A 20025-nucleotide genomic window follows, 5' to 3' on the forward strand; every position below is an offset into this window, starting at 1 on the left:
TTTAGCTTGGTGTGGATGGCGGGTGGAACAAAACGGCGGGTTGAGCGCCGGGACAGCTTGTCAGGCGTTCAACAGGCCCTAATAGCGCGGCGGAATCGGGCTTCCGTCCGGGGACCGCTCTTCGATCAATTTTCCACCGAGGATGCGTTCCACGGCCGCGCGGCCGAACACGCCCGATTCCTCAATCGTCTCGTCGTCCGCGCTCGGGATGTCCTGGATGTAGGCGCTGGGTTCGGCGACGGTCCTCGCGGGCGCCTGGGCCCGGCCTGCCTCGGCCTCCGGGCTGTTGGACAGCCGCTGGTAAAGGCTTTGCCGTGTTTCCGTCCGAACCGCCGACGACGCAGCGGCCGTTGGCTGGGGACGGGCGGGGACAGCCGTGGTCGCGGCAGCCGCCGTGGGTGGGGCTACGGCAGGCGCGGCGGAGGCCATGGCGAATTCGGGCGCCGGCGACCGTTCGGGGGATGCAGCCTGGAAACGTCCGCCAGCCGGGCCGCTGCCGGAATTGGCGGCGGTTCCAGGCTCCCAGCCTGCCCCCGCAACCGGGGCAGGGGCCGCGGCGGCGACGGGGATGGAGGGCTGCGGCACCTGCGCCGTGGCAGGAGCGTAATGGGGAACGGTTGCCTGTGTTCCGAGGTTGTCAGCTGTCGCCGCAGGCGCGGGCTTGGCGCCTACGTTGCTTTTGTCGCCAACCACCCACACGCCGGGAGCCTGTTCCACGGCCCGGGACCAAGGATCGTGCGGGGCACCCGCCGGCGGTGTGGCGGCCCGGGCAGAGGCTGCCGTGCTCGAGCCGTTCCTTTCAGTCTCCCGGCTGGGCGCAGCACCATTGCGGCCACTGGTGCCGTTGTTGCTGCTGCCGGTTGCAGACGGGGAAACAGCAGGGGAAGCAGCTCCTGGACGGTTCCCTGGACGGTTCCCTGGACGGGCGGAGGGCTCCCAGTCCATGGGAGGTTCCTCGTCCAGCGGGGGAGCGTCCTCGTCCCGCGGCGGGCCCCAGTCGTCATCCGAGTACGAGTAGTCGCCCCCGGCCGACGGGTAGGGGGACTGCCCTGCGTCCGCGCCGGCTGCGTTGGCAGGGGTTCCCAGGCCTTGGCCGGCTGGTCGTGCAGGTGCAGCACCAACAGCGGCTGCGGCTGACGGACTGGTGGCAACAGCGGAGCTGCCGGAATGTCCGGCCAGTGGAGAACCTGGTGTCGTGCCGGCAACGGCGGAGCTTGCGGCAGCATTGGCACTGCCAGGGCCGGTTGGGGCGCCGGCAACGGCGGAGCTTTCGGCCGACCCGGCCGCCCCGGCCGGGGCAGCCTGTCCCTGAGCCGGTTGGGCAGGTGCGGGGGCAAGCCCCCATGCAACGTCAGCCGAAGTGGCCTGGACTACCGGGCTGGCGGGTGCTTTTGGGTTTGGCTCAGAGCTCGCCTGGCTGGCGCCGCCGGCCACCGCATGGATCTGGCAGTCGATGCCAACGGTCTTGTGGATGGCTTGGCGCAGGTTGTCCGCGTGGTCGGCCCGGCCAAAGGCTCCGGCAAGTCCCTGGGTGGTGAAGGACAGCGTCAGCACTGTGCCGTCGAAGGCGCTGACCTGTGCATTGGGCTCGACAAGGGCCCAGGTGCTGCGCTTGATCCTGGTCAGGGCCTGGAGGACATCGGGCCACGCCCTCCGGAGGACCTCGACGTCGCCCATGGCCGGGGGAGCGGCTGGACTGGAGCCGGCAGGTGGCTGCTGGCTCGGGCCAGGCGACTGCGGTGCGGATGCCTGCGGTGCTGGTGCCTGCGGGCTTGAGGCTTGCTGGCCGGCTGCGTTGGGCTGAGATGCGCCGTCGGCGCGGGGTCCAACAGGTGATTGGGGTGCTGCATCGGGTTGCGTTGCTGCGGGGATGCTGGCTGCGGCAGCACCCTGCGCGCGCTGGCGGCCCGGTTCTTCCACAGGCCAGTCGTTGGTGCTTACCCGGGGCGGAGTGAGTGAACTCCGGGGACCGGCAGCAACCGGGGAAACGTCCTGGCCGGCGGCGGCCTCGGAAGGAGCATGGACGGTAGCGGACTGGGCAGCCGGTGCCTGGGCCGCCGGCTGGTGTCCGGCCGGGCCATCGGAAACCGGAGGCTGCGCAGGGGTGCCCTGTTCGGGACGTGGAGCAGGATGGCCCTCCTCGGAGCCAGGACGGGATCCAGGCGGGGAGATGGGGGAGGCTGCGGCAGGAGCCGCTGCCGCGGGGGCTGCTGCCGGGACAGGTGCCGCGGGGGCTGCTGCCGGGACAGGTGCCGCGGGCACAGCCGCTGCGGGAGCACCGACGTCGTTCCCTGCGTAGTTCAGCCGCCGCTCCACCCGGTCGATGCGTGCGGCGAGGCCGCGCTCATTCTGCTCTGAGCTGGGCAGCAGGATCCGGGCGCACAGCAGTTCCAGATGCAGCCGGGGCGACGTGGCACCGGTCATCTCCGTGAGGGCGGTGTTGGTGACATCCGCGGCACGGGACAGCTCAGCGGCGCCAAGATTGTGGGCCTGGTTCTGGAGGCGGGCGATCTGGTCCGCCGGCATGCCCCGCAGGATGGCGTGGGCGCTCTCCGGCATTGCCTGGACAATGATAAGGTCCCGGAACCGCTCCAGCAGGTCCTCAACAAAGCGCCGGGGATCGTGGCCGGTCTGGATGACCCGGTCCACGGCACGGAAGACCGTGGCGGCGTCGGACGCGGCAATCGCCTCCACGACGTCGTCCAGCAGCGATGCGTGGGTGTAGCCCAGCAACGCGACCGCAAGCTCATAGTCCAGCCCGTTGGGTCCTGCCCCCGCCATGAGCTGGTCCAGGACGGAAAGCGAGTCGCGGACGGACCCGCCGCCGGCCCGGATGACCAGCGAAAGGACGCCGGGAGCCACGGGAACGTTCTCCTGGCGGCACAGGAGTTCCAGGTAGGCCATCAGGGGCTCGGGCGGGACCAGGCGGAACGGGTAATGGTGCGTCCGTGACCGGATGGTTCCGATGACCTTCTCCGGCTCCGTGGTGGCGAAGATGAACTTGATGTGTTCCGGCGGTTCCTCCACGATCTTCAGCAGGGCGTTGAACCCCGCGGAGGTGACCATGTGGGCCTCATCGATGATGAAGATCTTGTAGCGGTCCCGCACGGGCGCGAAGGTGGCCCGTTCGCGCAGGTCCCGGGCATCATCCACGCCACCGTGGCTGGCAGCGTCGATCTCAATGACGTCCAGTGAGCCGGACCCGCCGCGTGCCAGCTCCACGCAGCTTGGGCAGGTTCCGCAGGGGGTGTCCGTGGGCCCCTGGGCGCAGTTGAGGCAGCGGGCCAGGATGCGGGCGGACGTGGTTTTGCCGCAGCCCCTGGGGCCGGAAAAAAGGTAGGCATGGTTCACGCGGTTTTTCCGCAGGGCCGTCATCAGCGGCTCGGTGACATGCTCCTGTCCGATAACGTCAGCGAACGAGTCGGGACGGTATCTGCGGTACAGGGCGGTAGTAACTGTCACAGAGAAAACCCTACCAATCCGGGCTGACATCATGCCGCCCTGTGGGGGAATAGTAAAGACCCCCCATGCACCCGCCAGAGCCCGCCTACCCTTGCTACCTTCCGGTCCTGGGGGAGTTCAACAGGATGACGCCACATGAGGGGCCGTCAGATACTTTACCCGATCATCCGGCACGACTCGAATCGGCCTTTACGCTTGCCGCCGGCCCGGCCAATGTCCTGCGGCGGACTTCGGGCAACCGGGTGTCTCCCGGATTTTCATTGCTTATCTTTGGCCCAGCGACGATCATTGGGCTTGTACACCGATTGGGGCAATCTCAAGGTTGTGAGCTGCGTGGCCTGGCGTGAAGATCCGGACCCGGCAGCTCAACGGTGCAACAGGGAATGGGCGCGTTGGGGGCGTCCATTTTCCGATTAAGGCGACCCGGCCCGGCAGGCGCGGCGGGCAGCGGCGCGGGCGTGCAAAAAGCGCGCTGCAAAGGCCAATTGGTCCACGCGGAAAAGTTCAGGTAGTCTTGTACCTGCTTTTGATTCAGAAGCAGTTGGAGAATTCGCCTAGCGGCCTATGGCGCACGCCTGGAACGCGTGTTGGGTTAACGCCCTCGGGGGTTCAAATCCCCCATTCTCCGCCGGTCAGGAAGCCGGTCCCGGTAATCCCGGGGCCGGCTTCCTGCATTTCCAGGCCAGAGCTGCCCGGTCCCGGGGGATTCCCAGGTCAGGCAAAGTCGGCAGCCGGTACTCCAAGCCGTTTCAGGCGCTTCCGCGCCGCCGCTTCGCTGGGTCCCATCCCCCGATGGAGTCCGCCCAGTGCGAGATGCACGACGCCGAGCACCACCTTTGTGGCCAACCTCACCGGCAGGGGGAGCGGCCCCAGCCGTGGAACGGACAGTCCCAGCATCTGCCGGTGCCTGGGCTCCAGGCTGTACACGGCGGCGGCAAACAGGATCCGGTAACCGGGCCTGAGCAGGGGGTGAAGCGGGGCGTCACGGATGAACTCCACAGTTTCCCTGACCCTGTCGTCTGCCCGCAGATCTCCGCTCCGGTACCACTCGTCGAGCTGGCTGCGCATCTCCGCCTCCGTGACCGGCGGATTTGCCACCCCCATCAGCTGCCCTGCCTGCGCCCACTCGCGGACGTAGGCGTCCGCGCCGCCGGGAATGGGTCCACCCCAGATCCTGTGCGCCGACAGGAAGCCGTCCGTGAAGGCGATGTGGATCCAGCCCGCGAGCCCGGGATCGTTGGCACTGTAAGTGCGGAGGCCGCCGTCGTTGTCCCTGTAGTTGCCTTGGACAGGCTCATGCAGCAGCCGGACGCGCCTCGTTGCCTCCTGCGCCGCTGCCGTCGAGCCGTAGGTCACGGTGAAGATCCAGCGGATGGTGTTGGCCAGCCTGCGCAGCGGATCTTCGCGGAAGTTGGAGTGCTCGTGCACCCCCGCCAGCGCGCCCGGGTGGAGCGACTGCATCAGCAGCGTGCGGATGCCTCCGACGATCGGCGTCATGGAACCGTGCACGGCCCAGACCGCCGAGCCTGGCAGGTGGTAGCCGGGATCGTCTCCTTCGGCCAGCCGCACCGTCCAGTCGGGCGGGGCATCGGCCCTGCCCGAGAAGGTCTTCTTGATCTCGTCCCGCCAGGTACGGAAGACATTGCGCATGGAACATTGTTGCCCATTTTGGCGGGAGCAGTATTCCCGCTGGTGACAGGGGCATCCCCCTAACGCCCCCATTGTCCGGCGATGGGGTTTCCAGCTCTGCGGTCCTGTGGTCCCATGGGGAATACCGTCGAGACACCGTGCGGCAGGCCACATTGTGGAGTCAGTGTATTGGGCAAGAAAACCGTGCCCGGCGACAGCAGGCCGGGCAAGCGACCCTTAGCACCGGTTACCCGTGCCGTCGCTGCTGCCGGTGTCCTTGCTGCCTCCGTCTGCGCCGTGAATCTTTCCGCCAGTTCGGCAGACCAGGCATGGATGGCCGCGTCCATGGCCCGGCCCGGCGCCTCGCCGGCCGCGGCTCCCGCCGGAAGTTCCGGTGCGGGCCATCCGCAGGGTGGGATAGCCCCTTCGGCCTCGGATGTGGTTGGTGCCGGCACCCTTCCCTCTGTCGTTGAGTCCGACCCGCATGCCGCGCTGGCTTTCCCGCGGACGTCACTGCAGACGTCCCTTGGGAACGCCGAGCACGGTAACGCGGGCGCCCTGGCGGTGGGCCCCACAGGTGCGGACCGGCCGTTATCCGGGTTCCTCATGGCACCGCTGCAGGTCCTGGCGCCCAGTTCACCCTTCGGTCCCAGGGTCAGCCCGCTCAGCGGGGCAGCCGGCGACTTCCACCTGGGCCAGGACTACGCCGCAGCGTGCGGCACCCCGGTGTATGCCGCGGACTCGGGGGTTGTGCGGGCGGCCGGCTGGCATCCCTGGGGCGGCGGCAACCGGGTGGAGATCGACCACGGCGACGGCCTCATTACCACCTACAACCATCTCGAATCCATTGCCGTCCGCACGGGGGACAGAGTCCAGGCAGGGCAAGCTCTGGCGCGGGTGGGGACGACCGGCTGGTCCACCGGATGCCACCTGCACTTCGAAGCCATCATGAACGGCCGCTACACCAACCCATTGCTATGGACGTTCCTCCCGCTCCGCACGCTGAACCAGGCGATACCGGGCGAGATGGTTTCCTACGCCTCCGGCCAGTTCTCCGCGGCATGGATCAGCTGGACCATTCCGCTCCAGATTGACAATGGATTCCCCGCGGCCGGGCTCCAGGCGTCGCCCTTTCCTCCTGTCCCGGAGCCGTCCACGGCGTCTTCGCCGTCCGAGGCGACGGGGGTGGTGCTTCCGCCGCCTGACGCGCAATTGACGACGGCGGCACCACCATCCGCCGATCCTTCAGTCAGCGCCGGATCGCCGACGCCCACACCGACCACGACTGCGACTGCGTCGCCGACACCGACTGCGACAGCGACTGCGTCGCCGACACCGACTGCGACTGCGTCGCCGACCACGACACCGACTGCGACTGCGTCGCCGACACCGACTGCGACTGCGTCGCCGACGCCGACCACGACTGCGACTGCGTCGCCGACGCCCACTACGACTACGACTGCGACTGCGTCGCCGACGCCCACACCGACCGAATCGTTAACCCCCTAATCTTTATCGCGGACCCGTACGCCGCGCGCTCGGCAACGAACCTACGGTATGAACAATCTTTCGCAACTGCGCCGCCCGCGTCCCCTGTATCCGATCCCGCTGATCCTCAACGACGGGACCAGGACCAATTTCGGGCAATTCAAAGGAAAAGTGGTGCTGGTGGTCAACGTGGCCTCCAACTGCGGCTTCACCCGGCAATACGCCGGCCTGGAAGCTCTCTACGGCAAGTTTCGGGACCGTGGGTTCGAGGTCCTGGGCGTGCCGTGCAACCAGTTCGCGGGGCAGGAGCCGGGAACGGACAGCGAAATCGCGGACTTCTGCGAACGGAACTTTGGTGTCACCTTCCCGCTGACGGCCAAAACCGACGTCCGTGGAAGGAACCAGCACCTGCTGTACACCGAGCTCACCAAGTTCAAGACCGGCCTGCTTCCGGGGCTGGTGAAGTGGAATTTCGAGAAGTTTCTGGTCAACCGGGAAGGTGACGTGGTAGCCCGTTTCGCCCCAACCGTGGAGCCGGATTCCCCTGAGGTGATCGACTCGATTGAAGAAGCACTCGGGTAAACGCGTTCTCAGCGAATCAGATCTGCAAAAGCGCAGTTCTTCCAACTTTTTCCACATCAGCTCCGGCGATTTACCCCATGTTTGCCAAATGTCTGATTGGATAAATATTACTGAAGGGTACAAGGGAAGAGAGCCTTCCCACCGACCATAGAGGTAGCAATGGAGCACATCGAGGCCGAGCATCCCCGGCCACGCCACTTCCTACTCCACCTGAGCGATCCCCACCTGTTGGGAGGTCCGGACCCCCTCTACGGATCAGTCGACAGCGAAGCCAGGCTCATCCAGCTGTTCGACGAAGTCAAAGCGTCCGGGGCAAAGCCTGAAGCCGTGATTTTCACCGGTGACCTCGCTGACAAGGGCGACCCGGAAGCCTACGTAAAGCTCCGGGCCATTGTCGATCCTGCCTGCAGGGAACTCGGCGCCCAGGTCATCTGGGCCATGGGCAACCACGATGACCGGGCGAATTTCCGTCGGGGCCTGCTTGACCAGCCCGGCAGTGACGAACCTGTGGACCACAGCTACTTCATCAACGGGCTGCGCGTCATCACCCTCGACACCACCGTGCCCGGCTTCCACCACGGCGAACTGAGTGCGGCACAACTGGAATGGCTCGCCGGGCAGTTGGAGACCCCCGCCCCGGACGGCACCATCCTGGCCCTGCACCACCCGCCGGTGCCGTCCGTGCTGGACCTCTCGGTGCTGGTGGAACTGCGGGACCAGGCGTCGCTGGCCGCCGTCGTCCGCAACTCGGATGTCCGCACCATCCTGGCAGGCCACCTGCACTACTCCACCACCGCCAGCTTCGCCGGAGTTCCCGTGTCGGTGGCCTCCGCATCCTGCTACACCCAGGACCTCAACGTGCCGGTGGGAGGGACCCGCGGGCAGGACGGCGGCCAGGCCTTCAACCTGGTGCATGTGTATGAGCACACCATTGTGCACTCCGTGGTTCCGCTGGGCAGCTCACCCACCGTTGGCGAGTATGTATCGCCCGAGGAAACGGCCCGGCGGCTCGAGGCTGCCGGCATCCGGATCCCGGAGACCACCAAGCAGCGCGGCAACTCCAGGCTCGGGGCTTCCACGGGCCGCTAGGGCAGTTAACGCAAAAGGGAGCCGGTCCTGCCACAGGACCGGCTCCCGACGCGTGTGCTGCGCGGCTACTTCTCCCAGGGTGCCTTGATGGGGAAGTACCGCTCCAGGAAGTCCGTTACGACGTCGGCACGTTCGTCTGCGCTGACCTCCGGGAAGCTGCCGTCGTTCAGGCAGAAGAAGTCCATGTTCCGCTTGGCCAGCAGTTTGGGCAGGTACTTGAGTCCGGAGCGCATCGTGGTGTCCACGTAGCGCACCTTGGCGGCCGTCTGCGTGACCGCGCGGCCGGTAAGCAGCGCGTAGTAGTGGTAGAACGAGTTGGTCACGGAGATGTTGTCGGCCGCACGGAAGCGGCTGGCCGCAGTCTTGCGGAACTCCTCGGGGAACTCCTCCTCCATCTGCGCCACCAGGCTGCGGCGCAGCGGCGCAGCGGTGTGCTCCAGGTGGCGGGTGGTGATCCGGCCGAACCGGTTCCAGAGGAGCTTGCGGTTCACCCGGGCCGCATTTTCGAACCCGCTCCGCTCGGCGGCATTCTCGCCCAGGCCGATCCTGGTTTCGGCCTCGATGAACTTGGTGATGCCGCCGGGAGTGAAGAACATGTCCGGCCCCACGGGGCGGCCAAAGAACATGTCGTCATTGGAGTACAGGAAGTGCTCGGACAACCCTTCGATGTGGTGCAGCTGGCACTCCACCGCCTGCGAGTTGTGCGTGGGCAGCACTGACGGATCGGCAAAGAACTCTTCGCTGCGGACGATCGTGACGGACGGGTGGTCCGCCAGCCAGGCGGGCGCGGGGGAGTCCGTGGCGATGAAGATGCGCCGGATCCAGGGTGCGAACATGTACACCGAACGCAGCGCATACTTGAGTTCGTTGATCTGCCGGAACCGGGCTTCGTGGTCGTCACCCTCGCCCAGGACGTGTCCCTGCTGCTGGGCCCGGCGGGCGGCAATGTATTCCGGGGAGCTTCCGTCCACCCAGGAGAAGACAAGGTCGATATCGAAGCTGATGTCGCTTGCGTGGTCGGCGAACATGTTCTCGATGGTGGGCCAGGTGTGGCCGTAGCGTTCCACGGTGCCGCGGACGGCGTCCTGCCGCAGCAGGGTCCTGCGGGTCAGGGAGTTTTCGATGGGAAGGATCAGTTCGTCGCCCTCGAAGGACCACAGCTCGATTTGGACCCCGGCGGAGGCGCCGAACTCGAAGCCGCCCACCGGCTCGACCCGGGGCCGGTACAGGCGGAAGATACGTGCCTGCCGGTTGGGGGAGAGCTCGCCGTCTGCCACCAGCACCGAGGTTTTCTTCTTGGCGTCCACGGTCATGGAATAGAAAGGCTCGTCCCGGCACGCTTCCACCAGGGCAGCCCGCAGCTTCTTCCGGTCCTTCCAGTCCAGGGCCAGGACGGGACGGTCGTTGTTGCCCCGGACCAGGAGGTACGCAAGGTTGGCGTTCGCCAGGACGTTGCGCATGAACAGCAGGTCCTCCACCATGGCCTGGTAGGGCGTCCTGGTGTCATTGATCAGGGCATACCGGCCCTTGTGCCGGATGACGTCAGGCCGGTGGCCGAGCCGCTGCTCAGCCGCCGCCGATGTGATCTCGGCGTGAAATTGTTCCTCCACGGACGCCTGGCCGCCGTAGTAGACCTCGTCCTGGACCGGTGCTTCTGTAATGGTTGTCTCCGTGCTGGTGGATGTGGGCATTCTTACCTGCATGATAGTCCTGCCAAGGTAACGGCAGGTTTCCGGGACCACACAGGCGTCCCGTGGTGACTTGTGCGGCGGCGGCCCGGCAGGGGCTCAGGCATCCAGCGCCTCGCGCCAGGCGCGCAGGAAGGCGCCGCCGGCGTCGTCGTGGATCACTGTGCCGTCCAGCCCCAGGTCCGCCGCCGTCAGCACCGGGTAGGGCTTGCTGGGCACACCGTCCGCCGGCCGCACGTCCACGTGCTTGACCGGGTGGTCGTTGTGGTGCAGCCAGTCCGCCATGGCATAGTCGGTGCGCGAGTCTCCAACCGTCCGCCACGCCTGGGGCGTGATGCCCTGGGCCGCCAGGAGTTCCACCGCCCGGCTGGCGCCGAGGTCCTTGCCCAGCCGCACGGACTCGATGTCCGTGGAGATGATGGTGGGATCCACGCGGTAGTCCACCTCGTCGTCGGAATCGGGGGCATGGTGGTCCAGCCGCACCACGCCCAGGCCGTGGCGCACCATGAGTTCCATGGCGTCGGCGTCGAACAGTTTCTGCTCGGCCAGGTAGTCGGCGCTGGGCACGTCGATGTGCTGCTCCACGGACACCATGGCCCGCTTGGTCTCGTCGAAGAACATGTGGGCGGCGTAGTCCTCGGCCACCAGGCGGCGGACATCATCCCCGTACGCCGCCGGCACGGCGAGTTCCCGGTCCACGTGGATGGGGCCGGGGCCGGCCGCCGTGTAGCTGAACCAGACGGCACCCTTTTCGCAGATGGCATGGATGATGGTGCCGGCCGGGATGCCGGCCGCGATCATGGGCTCCATGACCTGCTCCCGGATGAAGGCATCGGAGCGGCCGGTGTTGAAGATGACGGGAATTCCCGCAGCTGCCAGTGCCACCAGGTCAAGGATGATCTCCGGCTTGACGTCACGGGTCACGGGGCTGGCCACGGGCCCGTCCACGTCCAGCAGGAGCGCCAGCGGTGGTGCGGACGGCAGGCGGATTCCGGGCACGGGAACGGCAGGGGACTCGGATGCTGTCATGGCTCCATTCTGTCAGCAGGAGCGGGACGCCCGGTGCGGGTGCTGCCCTGCCGCCGCGCAGCCGCCCTTCACTTCCCTGGTGTTGGTCACTGTTTGGCTACAACCTGCCGCCGGTCACCCCTGCTACTTTCGCTGGAGCAGCGCGGTGCCTACTGTGGCATGGTGATATTCAAAGCTGTGGGCGAGGGCCGCCCTTACCCCGACCATGGTTACAACACCCCCAAACAATGGGCGTCGCTGCCCCCGCGGCCGGTCCGGCTGGACGAGCTGGTGACCACCAAGCGCACCCTGGACCTGGAAGCCCTGCTGGCGGAGGATTCAACGTTCTTCGGGGACCTGTTCCCGCACGTGGTGCAGTACCGGGGGACCCTCTACCTGGAGGACGGGCTGCACCGCGCCGTCCGCACCGCACTGCACCAGCGCACCGCCATCCACGCCCGGGTCCTGGTGCTCGATGGCTAGGACGCGGACGAAGGACCCGGGAGTCCTTCACGGCCACCACGTTGTCTCCGGTGCTGAGCTGCGGGCGGCCATGGCTGCTGCCCGGGACGCCGATGAAACGGCCCGCGTCCGGCGCCGGGTGCTGCACGGGGCGGTGCTGGTCCTGCTGGTCGGCTTGATCGCCGCCGGCATCATCGTGGCACTTGCCGTCATCAATGGCCGCCTGAAGATCCCGACTGCCGAGCCCGCCCCCACACCGGTGTCCTCGTGCCCGGCCACAATCTTCGACTACGCACCCAACGACAAGGTCAACGTCAACGTCTTCAACTCCACCGGCCGTGCCGGACTGGCCCGCTCGGTGGCGGACGAGCTGCTGGCGCGGAAGTTCGCGGTGGGGAACGTGTCCAACACCAGCGCCGGATACCGGGGCGTGGCGGCCGTGGTGTCAGGCGCTGCCGGGCAGGCTGCTGCGTTTACCGTGCAGCGGAACCTGCAGGGCTCGGATTACTTCCAGGACGGCAGGACGGACGCCAGCGTTGACGTGATCCTGTCGCAGGACTACAAGGCGCTGGTCCCGCCCGAGCTGGTGGATCAAACGCCCGGCAAGCTCAGCTGCCCCCGGGAAAGCCGGCGCACGGCAGACCCTGACAAACTGCCCGTCGCACCGGTGCCCTGACGGCCGGCCGGAACCTACCCGGCCGCCGGGGGAAGCTGCGCCACGCGAAGGGGCCGCCCGTCGTCGTCGAACCTCGCGCCGGCACCCAGCTGGATGAAACGCACCGTCCGGGCCACCCGGGCTTCAAGTTCCGCAGGCTCGTCGCTGCCCCTCGCGGCGCTGGAGGACAGGGTGCCCAGGATCAACTGGGACTGCTGGCCCACGTCCGCCACCGGCAGGTAGCCCTGCTCCATGCCGTCCCGCAGGATGCCCTGGAGCAGGACGCTGAGCTCACCCACATGGTCGGAAAGTTTGGCGAAGGACGACGGCGAGAGTACCGCCCCCATGGCAGGTCCCGGCGGGAGGTGGCGGCGGCTGAGGTCAACCACCTGGGCGCGGACGTACAGGGCCAGCCGCTCCACCGGGTTCTCCAGGCGGTTCAGCGACTCGCGCAGGTCGGAGAGGAACTTCTCCGTCTCGTCCAGCGCGTAGGAAATGAGGAGTTCCTCAATGTCCGCGTAGTAGTTGTAGACGGCGGTGCGGCCAATTCCCGCATGGCGCGCCACATCCGTCATGGTCAGCCCTGGCAGGCCGTGGGTGAAGAGGAGCTCGCCAAACGCCGTGAGAATGCGTCGCTGGGTATCCGCACGCTGTTCCGCGTTGCTGGCGGCTGTAATCCGGGGCATACAGACACTTTACCGTGATGTGTCAGTAAAAGACCGCTACACCGCGCAGCCGTCGGGACCACAGGCCCCGGCGTCCGTGGAGTTCACCAGGACCAGGGGGTTGGCTTCCTGCCATGCCTGGTTGAGGGCGGCGGTGAATGTCTCGGTGGGCTGGGCACCGGACAGGCCGAACTTGCGGTCGATGACGAAAAACGGAACGCCGCTGATGCCCAGTGCCCGGGCCTCCTGGAAGTCGAACCTGACCTCATCGGTGTACTTGTCCGTGGTGAAGAGCTCCTCCACTTCGCCGGCAGGCAGGCCGAGGTCAGCGCCGAGGGAGGACAGGTACCCGCGGTTGCCAATGTCCTTCCCGTGTTCGAAGTGGTCGCTGAGCAGCCGTTCCTTGGCGGCATCCTGCTTCCCATGGGCTGCAGCAAGGTGGATGAGGCGGTGGGCAGTGAAACTGTTGGCCACCACCACCTTGTCGAAGTGGTAGTCCAGGCCTTCGCCCTTTGCCTGCTGGGCTACGTGGTCGAACATCCGGGCGACCTGCTCGGCTGGCATGCCCTTGCGGCTGCCCAGGTACTCGAGTTCGGTCCCGTCGAAGTGTTCGGGCAATGTGGGGTCCAGCTGGTAGCTGCGCCACGTGACGTCGACGGCGTCGCGGTGCGGGAAGGACGCCAGGGCTGCCTCGAAGCGGCGCTTGCCGATAAAACACCACGGGCAGGCAACGTCGGACCAGATCTCAATCTTCATGCCTTGCACAACCGTGGCGTTGCTGCGGCAATTCCGGCCGCCCGCTATGACATGCCCCACAAACAGGTCTTGTGGCGCAGGCCATGGTGGGCAATAGTTCTGAAGTAGGTGAAGCAGTCGCCACAAACCTAGACCACCACGGGATTGCACTTTCCGTGGCGGGAAGTGCCTGGCAGCTGGGAGTCCGGGCCTCGTGCCCTGGAGGCCAGATATGCGTATTGGACTTATTGCCGGACCATGGATTCCCATTCCCCCGCTGACGTACGGCGGCATCGAAAGGGTGGTGGACACCCTGGCGCGCGGCTTCGCAGAGGCCGGACACGAGGTCCTGCTCGCGGCGCCGTCCGAAAGCACCTGCCCCGTGCCGCTGGTAAAGGGGATGCGGCCGGCATGCCGGGATGAGCTCGGCTTGACCATGTCCGAGCTCAGCCACGTGATCCGGGCCTACGACGGGCTCAGGGATGTGGACCTGATCCATGACCACACCCTGGCGGGACCGCTCTATGCACGCCGGCCGGCCAACATCCCCGTGGTGACCACCATCCACGGTCCGCTCCACCAGGATGCAGAGGACCTCTACCGGGCCATGGCGAAGGACGTGGCCATTGTGGCGATCTCCCGTGACCAGGCGTCGCATGCCCCGGAGGTCCCCGTGACCCAGGTGATCCACCACGGCATGGACGTTTCCGCGGTTCCCGTAGGCAATGGCCGCGGTGGCTATCTCTGCTTTGTGGGGCGCGCCTGCCAGGACAAGGGGTTGTTCGAGGCCATCACCGTCGCCCGGGAGGTGGGCATGCACCTCAAGATCGCCGTCAAGATGCGGGAGCCGGATGAGATCCGCTATTTCCGGGAAGTCATCGAACCGATGCTCGGTCCCAACGAGGACTTCGTAGGGGAAGTCGACGATGCCGAGAAGTACCGCTTGATGGGCGAGGCCACCGCCTTCCTGAACCCCATCCAGTGGTCGGAACCCTTCGGCCTGGTCATGATCGAGGCGTTGGCCACCGGAACCCCCGTCATCGGCACGAGGATCGGCTCAGCCCCTGAGATCGTGGAACACGGCCGTACGGGCTTCCTCGGAAAGACCGAGGAACTGCCGGGCTTCGTCGAGGCGGCCGCGTCCCTCAGCCGGGAACGCTGCCGTGCGTCAGTGAAGGAACGGTTCAGTGCCCAGCGGATGGTGGCGCAGCACCTCAGGCTCTTTGACGACCTGCTGGCCGGGAGATTGCCGGGAGGGGTTCCGGTTACTCCGCCGGTGCACCAGAATCGTTAAGGGGCACGGGCGGGCATCGGGCTCCCCGGCAGCATCCAGACTGAGAAGGGAGTCCTTCCATGACCGCCTGGAACGAAGACAATGAGGCCTCCGGCTCGGATGTTGGTGCCGTCACCGTGCTGGAAGGCTCCTCGTTTTGCATTTCTGCAGGAACCGGCGACATCAGTGCTGACGGCGGCACGAACGGCGCGTTTTACCAGGACACCCGGATCGTCTCGGGCTGGGTGCTGCGGATCAACGGCTCACGGCGCGAACCGCTGTCGGCCCAGAAGGCCCAGCCTTTCGAAGCAACCTTCGTTGGCCGCGCCACGTGGCCGGGAGGCCGGTTCGACAGTCCGCTGGTGGTCCGCCAGGTCCGCCACATCGGACCGGGCCTGCAGGACGACATCATCCTGGAGAATTACGCAGCGGAACCCGTTGAATGCGACATCGAGCTGCTTGTGGACGCGGACCAGGCCGACCTCTTCGAAGTGAAAGGCGGCCGGACCACGGGCCCCGATGACACCACCCGCAGTGTGGTGGACGGAAAGCTCATCATCGAAGCATCCCGCCACGGCCAGCAACGCGGCTCCGCCATCGGGGCCAAGGATGCGGAGGTGGGCACCGACGGACTCCGCTTCCGCGTTACCGTCCCGGCCCGCGGCAAGTGGAGCACCAGCGTGATTGTGGTGCCGCTGGTCAACGGGGAGGCCCCGGAAAAGCCCTTCACGGAGGGCCAGCTGCCGCACCACCGCGAGGGCGTGCGGCGCCACCTGGCCTGGGAGGAGAACGTGCCGCGGATCAGCATCGAGGACACCAGTTTCCAGAACGTGCTCAACCGCAGCCAAAGTGACCTCGGTGCCCTGAGGATCTTCGATGCCCACCACCCCAACCGCGCGGCAGTCGCGGCGGGTGCGCCCTGGTTCATGGCGCTGTTCGGGCGGGATTCGCTGCTGACGTCCTACATGAGCATGATGGTCAACCCCAATCTCGCTCTGGGCACGCTGCAGACCCTGGCCGGGATCCAGGGGAAGAAAGTGGACGTGGACTCCGAAGAGGAACCCGGACGCATTCCGCACGAGGTCCGGCTGGGCGTCACTGCGGGCCTGTCGCTGGGCGGCACCGCGTACTACGGCACGGCCGACGCAACCCCGCTTTTCGTGGCAACCCTGGGCGAGCTGAGCCGGTGGGGACTGTCCCGCGACGCGATCCAGCCGCTCCTGTCGCACGCCGACCGGGCCCTGGAATGGATCGAAAAATACGGCGACCGCGACGGCGACGGCTTCGTGGAGTACCTCCGGCCCAACGACCACGGCCTGGTCAACCAGGGCTGGAAAGACTCCTGGGACGGCATCAACTTTGCGGACGGGACCATCGCGGAAGCCCCCATCGCGCTCTGCGAGGTCCAGGCCTATGTCTATGCTGCCTACCTCGGCAGGTCGCTGCTGGCCCACTGGACCGGGGACCCGGACCTGGAAAAGCACTGGGCCGACAAGGCCGCAGCCTTCAAGGAGGAGTTCAACCGGAAGTTCTGGCTGCCGGACAAGGGTTACTTTGCGGTGGCACTGGACAAGGACAAACGGCACGTCGATGCGCTGACGTCCAACATCGGCCACTGCCTGTGGACGGGCATCGTGGACGAGGACAAAGCCGTGTCCGTCATGGAAAACCTGATGTCCCCTCAGATGTTCACCGGCTGGGGCATCCGCACGCTGGCCTCCGACATGGGCGCCTACAACCCGGTCAGCTACCACAACGGCTCAGTGTGGCCACACGACACCGCACTGGTGGCTACGGGGCTGATGCGTTACGGGTTCGTAGACGAGGCGAAACGGGTGGCGCTGGGCATCCTCGACGCAGCCCGGCACTTTGATGGCCGGCTGCCGGAACTGTTCTGCGGGTTCGACCGCGGCGAGTTCCCAGGCCCTGTTCCGTATCCCACCGCGTGCTCCCCGCAGGCGTGGGCGGCGGCGGCCCCTGTGCAGCTCGCACGGATCCTGCTGCGGTTCGACCCCGTCTTCACCCGCCGGGTGGTGCATCTGGCGCCGATCCTGCCGGAGTCCGTGGGAACCTTCCGGGCTGAAAATGTCCTGCTGGACACCAGCAGGGTGACCATCAGTGCCACAGGCTCCAGCGGCACCATCGACGGACTGCCGCCGGGCCTGAAACTGCTGGATGAACCGCGCCCGCCGCTGGCCTACCCTCTGGAAGAGTCGATGGCAGGCCCGGACATCCGACGGCTGCATCAACCGGAAGCCTGAGAGGCTACGGCAGGGGCCGCTCCAGTACAAAGTCATGTTCCACCGTGCTGCCCAGCCGGAAGGACTTGGTTCCCACTTTGCGGAAGCCCGATTTTTCGTAGAAGCGGATGGCGCGGGCATTCTGGCTGTTGACCCCCAGCCAGGCTCCCGCGCCGCCCAGCGCGGCGGACGCCTCCAGGCTTGCGTGCATCAGCTCAGCGGCGGCGCCAAGCCCGTGGTAGTCGGGGTGGACGTAGCATTTGCTGATTTCCACGGAGGGCAGCAGGGACAGGACGGAGGCAACGTCCGGGTCCGTGGCGGGCCTGTTCACCAGGAGGCTGTAGCCGGTGAGGTCCCCGTCTGCGTCGATCGCCAGGATCGTGATGTCCGGATCCGCCAGGTATTCGTTGAAGTGGTCTTCGCTGAGCGTGTTGGCCAGGTGGGCGGCAATGTCGTCAGGCGACGACGACGGCGGGCAGGCCAGCGGAAAGGTGACGGCCGCCAGCTCGGCGAGGCGGCCGGCGTCGTCTGCTGTTGCTTTGCGGATGGTGTGGGTCATGGTGCTTCTTCCGGGTCGGTTCTTCCCCGCTCAGGCGGTGATTTTGCGGATGGGGGAGCCGGCCAGCCACGCGGTGATGTCCTCCAGGGCGCCGCCGTAGAACTGGCGGTAGCTTTCCTGCGTGACGTAGCCAAGGTGGGGGGACAACACGGTATTCGGGGCGGCAAGGAGCGGGTGCCCGGCCTGCAAGGGTTCCTGGTCGAAGACGTCCAGGGCGGCGCCGCGGATCCATCCGTTGGTGAGGGCCTTGACCAGGGCATCCTGGTCGACCAGGGGACCGCGGGCGGTGTTCACCAGGATGCCTTCGGGGCCCAGCAGGCGCAGCTCGGCCTCGCCTACTGTGTTCTCCGACCTCGGGGAGAGCCGCAGGTGGAGGGTGGCGACGTCGGCGACGGTGAAGAGTTCCTCCTTGGAGACCAGCCGGGCTCCGGCGTCGGCGGCAGCGTCCGCGGTCAGGTTCTGGCTCCAGGCCACCACGTCCATTCCGAAGGCCTGGCCGTAGGCCGCGATCCGCCGCCCGATCTTTCCCAGCCCCACGATGCCCAGGGTCTTCCCGGCGAGCTCCACGCCGACCGTTGACTGCCACGTTCCGGCCCGGAGGGAGTTCTCTTCCGCCGGGAGGTGCCGCGCGATGGCGAGCAGCAGGGCCCAGGTCAGTTCCGGTGCGGCCGTGGGTGAGCCCGCGGTGCCGCACACGGTCACTCCGTGCTCGGCTGCGGCAGCGAGGTCGATCGCGGCGTTGGCCATTCCGGTGGTGACCAGCAGCTCAAGTGCGGGCAGCTTCTCGAACACCTCGCGCGGGAACGCCGTCCTCTCGCGCATGGCGATCACCATGGTGGTGTCTGCCAGCGCCGAGACCAGGGCGTCCCGGGAAGGGAACGGCTCGCGGTAGGAGGTGACGGCCACTCCCTCAGCCTCCAGGGCCGCGAAGTCGGCGAAGCCGTTGGCCACGTCCTGGTAGTCGTCGAGGATGGCAAGGCGGTGCGTCATGGGTATCCTCCGCGGGTGCTTCGTCCTGGGCTCAGGTTCATCGTATGGCAGCGCCGGCGGACAGGGCGCCTGAAACTCCAGCACCGCGGGGCGTGATAGCAATGGAAGTGATGAATCCACGCCCATTCCCGATTTTGCCGCTGTGAGCGGCCGCGTCCTGTCCCGCGTCCCGAAGAGCTGGGTCCTGCTGGCCTGCATCGGCCTGCTGGCGCTGAACCTCCGCGGCCCGTTCGTGGCCGTCGCGCCCCTGGTGGGCCCGATGCAGGCGGAACTGCACTTTTCGCCGGTCCTGCTGGGACTGCTGACCAGCATCCCCGTGCTCTGCTTCTCGCTCGCCGCACCTCTGGCCTCCCTGGCAGCCCGGAAGTTCGGCGCCGAGTTCGCCGTCACGCTGACCATCCTGGGCGTGCTCGCCGGGGTGCTGGTCCGCTCTGCGGGAGGACCGGTGCTGGTGGTGGCCGGAACGGTGGTCATCGGTGTGGCCATCACGGTGGGCAACATCGCGGTGCCGCTGATCATCCGCCGCGATTTTGCCCCGCGGCGGCAGGGGACAGCGATGGGAATCTACACCGCCGCCCTGAACATCGGCTCGTTCCTGACCTCAGTGGCCATGGCCCCGCTGGCGTCCCTGACGGGCTGGCGGGTTGCCCTCGCGTCCGTGGCGCTCCTGGCCGTGGCCGCGGTGGCGGTGTGGGTCCTGGCCGTGGGGCCGCGGACCGCATTCCTGGTGGACGGCGGGGACGGGGCAGGGGTGGCAGCGGCCCGGGTTTCCGGCTCGGGCTGGACCACATTCGGGCTCACCGCAGGATTCGGCGGCCAGGCGTTTTCCTACTACGGCGTTACGGCGTGGCTGCCCAGCTACCTGCACGACGAGCTGGCCATGTCCACGTCCGAGGCCGGCGCCGCGTCCTCGATCTTCCAGATCCTGGCCATTGTGGGCGGCCTTGGGGTGCCCTTTGCGGCCAAGTACATGAGTACGACGGCGGTGGCGGTCACCCTGGGCACGCTGTGGCTTGCCGTTCCCGTGGGGCTGCTCTTCCTGCCGCAGCTGTGGTGGCTGTGGTCCACCTCCGGCGGGATTGCCCAGGGCGGCGGCATCACCCTGATCTTCATCGCCATCATCAAGCTCGCCCGCGACCAGGCCTCCGCGGGGCGGATGTCGGCTACGGTGCAGGGCCTGGGCTACTGCCTCGCCGCCGTCGCGCCGCCGCTCGTGGGCTTCGTCCATGACAGCTCCGGATCGTGGACGCCGGCACTGCTGGTCATCCTGGCTTCCGTGCTGACCTTCTTCGTCAGCACCACCCTGTCCGTCCGGAAGGTGCCGAAAGGGCGCTGAGGCGAGGGCCGTCGTCGTACGTTCCCTGGACGCCCGCTCACTTAGCGCAATAAACACGACAACGCCGCCCACATTCCTGGGGAAAGTGGGCGGGCGTTGTGGGTGGTGCTCCGTCGCCGGGCCGGCGCCCCGGATTTCGGGGGGCCTGTTGCGAAGGGCGTGCC

15 protein-coding genes, 1 tRNA gene, 1 other RNA gene and 1 pseudogene are annotated in these 20025 nt (G+C 67.1%); 9 read left to right on the top strand and 9 right to left on the bottom strand.

All coding sequences use genetic code 11. The features are described from left to right. Nucleotides 1–78: 78 nt before the first annotated feature. Entirely contained in the window at nt 79–3492 is a 3414-nt protein-coding gene (locus RM50_RS00915; RefSeq protein WP_082006924.1) for a DNA polymerase III subunit gamma and tau, read from the bottom strand. Between the two features lie 21 nt (nt 3493–3513). Then, nucleotides 3514–3610: signal recognition particle sRNA small type (ffs, locus tag RM50_RS20250), an RNA gene on the bottom strand. Between the two features lie 395 nt (nt 3611–4005). Here ffs and RM50_RS00920 point away from each other — a divergent pair. Next, nucleotides 4006–4090, top strand: a tRNA-Ser gene (locus tag RM50_RS00920). 86 nt (nt 4091–4176) lie between these two features. On the opposite strand, the gene RM50_RS00925 is transcribed toward RM50_RS00920, so the two are convergent. Beyond that, nucleotides 4177–5112, bottom strand: coding sequence for an oxygenase MpaB family protein (locus tag RM50_RS00925; RefSeq protein WP_043448924.1), 936 nt, complete (start codon nt 5110–5112; stop codon nt 4177–4179). Between the two features lie 168 nt (nt 5113–5280). On the opposite strand from RM50_RS00925, the gene RM50_RS20965 reads away from it, so the two are divergent. The 3 genes from RM50_RS20965 to RM50_RS00945 all read left to right on the top strand — a co-directional run bounded on the left by RM50_RS20965 (nt 5281) and on the right by RM50_RS00945 (nt 8250). Next, nucleotides 5281–6600 (top strand): M23 family metallopeptidase, encoded by a 1320-nt coding sequence (locus tag RM50_RS20965; RefSeq protein WP_240471784.1) that lies wholly within the window; start codon nt 5281–5283, stop codon nt 6598–6600. A gap of 48 nt (nt 6601–6648) precedes the next feature. Further along, on the top strand, nt 6649–7161 hold the full coding sequence (locus tag RM50_RS00940; protein ID WP_052259876.1) for a glutathione peroxidase: 513 nt from the start codon (nt 6649–6651) through the stop codon (nt 7159–7161). Between the two features lie 159 nt (nt 7162–7320). Further along, nucleotides 7321–8250: a phosphodiesterase gene (locus tag RM50_RS00945; protein WP_043448927.1), complete on the top strand. Its 930-nt coding sequence runs from the start codon at nt 7321–7323 to the stop codon at nt 8248–8250. Nucleotides 8251–8318: 68 nt separating this feature from the next. Here the strand turns inward: RM50_RS00945 and RM50_RS00950 are convergent. Continuing rightward, nucleotides 8319–9953, bottom strand: a pseudogene (locus RM50_RS00950) (stealth family protein); the annotation flags it as partial. 84 nt (nt 9954–10037) lie between these two features. Then, complete coding sequence (locus RM50_RS00955; RefSeq protein ID WP_043448932.1) at nt 10038–10967, bottom strand: hypothetical protein; 930 nt, start codon at nt 10965–10967, stop codon at nt 10038–10040. 162 nt (nt 10968–11129) lie between these two features. On the opposite strand from RM50_RS00955, the gene RM50_RS00960 reads away from it, so the two are divergent. Continuing rightward, nucleotides 11130–11429, top strand: coding sequence for a type II toxin-antitoxin system VapB family antitoxin (locus tag RM50_RS00960; protein WP_205622207.1), 300 nt, complete (start codon nt 11130–11132; stop codon nt 11427–11429). After that, nucleotides 11422–12084: a LytR C-terminal domain-containing protein gene (locus tag RM50_RS00965; RefSeq protein ID WP_043448938.1), complete on the top strand. Its 663-nt coding sequence runs from the start codon at nt 11422–11424 to the stop codon at nt 12082–12084. Before RM50_RS00960 ends, RM50_RS00965 begins: the two co-directional genes overlap by 8 nt. 14 nt (nt 12085–12098) lie before the next feature. Here the strand turns inward: RM50_RS00965 and RM50_RS00970 are convergent, their stop codons facing one another. Both RM50_RS00970 and RM50_RS00975 read right to left on the bottom strand, forming a co-directional pair. Beyond that, the gene (locus RM50_RS00970; protein WP_043448940.1) at nt 12099–12749 is read right to left on the bottom strand and encodes a TetR/AcrR family transcriptional regulator; all 651 of its coding nucleotides are present in this window, start codon (nt 12747–12749) and stop codon (nt 12099–12101) included. A 36-nt stretch (nt 12750–12785) separates the two neighbouring features. After that, nucleotides 12786–13484: a DsbA family oxidoreductase gene (locus RM50_RS00975; RefSeq protein ID WP_043448943.1), complete on the bottom strand. Its 699-nt coding sequence runs from the start codon at nt 13482–13484 to the stop codon at nt 12786–12788. 211 nt (nt 13485–13695) lie between these two features. Between RM50_RS00975 and RM50_RS00980 the strand changes: the two genes are divergently transcribed. Together RM50_RS00980 and RM50_RS00985 are read left to right on the top strand one after the other, a co-directional pair. Next, on the top strand, nt 13696–14757 hold the full coding sequence (locus tag RM50_RS00980; protein WP_043448946.1) for a glycosyltransferase family 4 protein: 1062 nt from the start codon (nt 13696–13698) through the stop codon (nt 14755–14757). 59 nt (nt 14758–14816) lie between these two features. Continuing rightward, the gene (locus RM50_RS00985; protein ID WP_043448949.1) at nt 14817–16997 is read left to right on the top strand and encodes an amylo-alpha-1,6-glucosidase; all 2181 of its coding nucleotides are present in this window, start codon (nt 14817–14819) and stop codon (nt 16995–16997) included. 4 nt (nt 16998–17001) lie between these two features. Here the strand turns inward: RM50_RS00985 and RM50_RS00990 are convergent, their stop codons facing one another. Together RM50_RS00990 and RM50_RS00995 are read right to left on the bottom strand one after the other, a co-directional pair. Then, nucleotides 17002–17535, bottom strand: a complete 534-nt coding sequence (locus tag RM50_RS00990; RefSeq protein ID WP_043448951.1) for a GNAT family N-acetyltransferase — start codon at nt 17533–17535, stop codon at nt 17002–17004. Between the two features lie 30 nt (nt 17536–17565). Further along, nucleotides 17566–18525 carry a D-2-hydroxyacid dehydrogenase family protein gene (locus tag RM50_RS00995; RefSeq protein ID WP_043448954.1) on the bottom strand — a complete coding sequence of 320 codons (960 nt, stop codon included), beginning with the start codon at nt 18523–18525 and terminating at the stop codon, nt 17566–17568. Between the two features lie 142 nt (nt 18526–18667). On the opposite strand from RM50_RS00995, the gene RM50_RS01000 reads away from it, so the two are divergent. Beyond that, nucleotides 18668–19861 carry a CynX/NimT family MFS transporter gene (locus RM50_RS01000; RefSeq protein WP_043448957.1) on the top strand — a complete coding sequence of 398 codons (1194 nt, stop codon included), beginning with the start codon at nt 18668–18670 and terminating at the stop codon, nt 19859–19861. Nucleotides 19862–20025: the final 164 nt, after the last annotated feature.

Origin of the sequence: Pseudarthrobacter phenanthrenivorans, assembly GCF_000813845.1 — a bacterium.
GTDB lineage: Bacteria > Actinomycetota > Actinomycetes > Actinomycetales > Micrococcaceae > Arthrobacter > Arthrobacter phenanthrenivorans_B.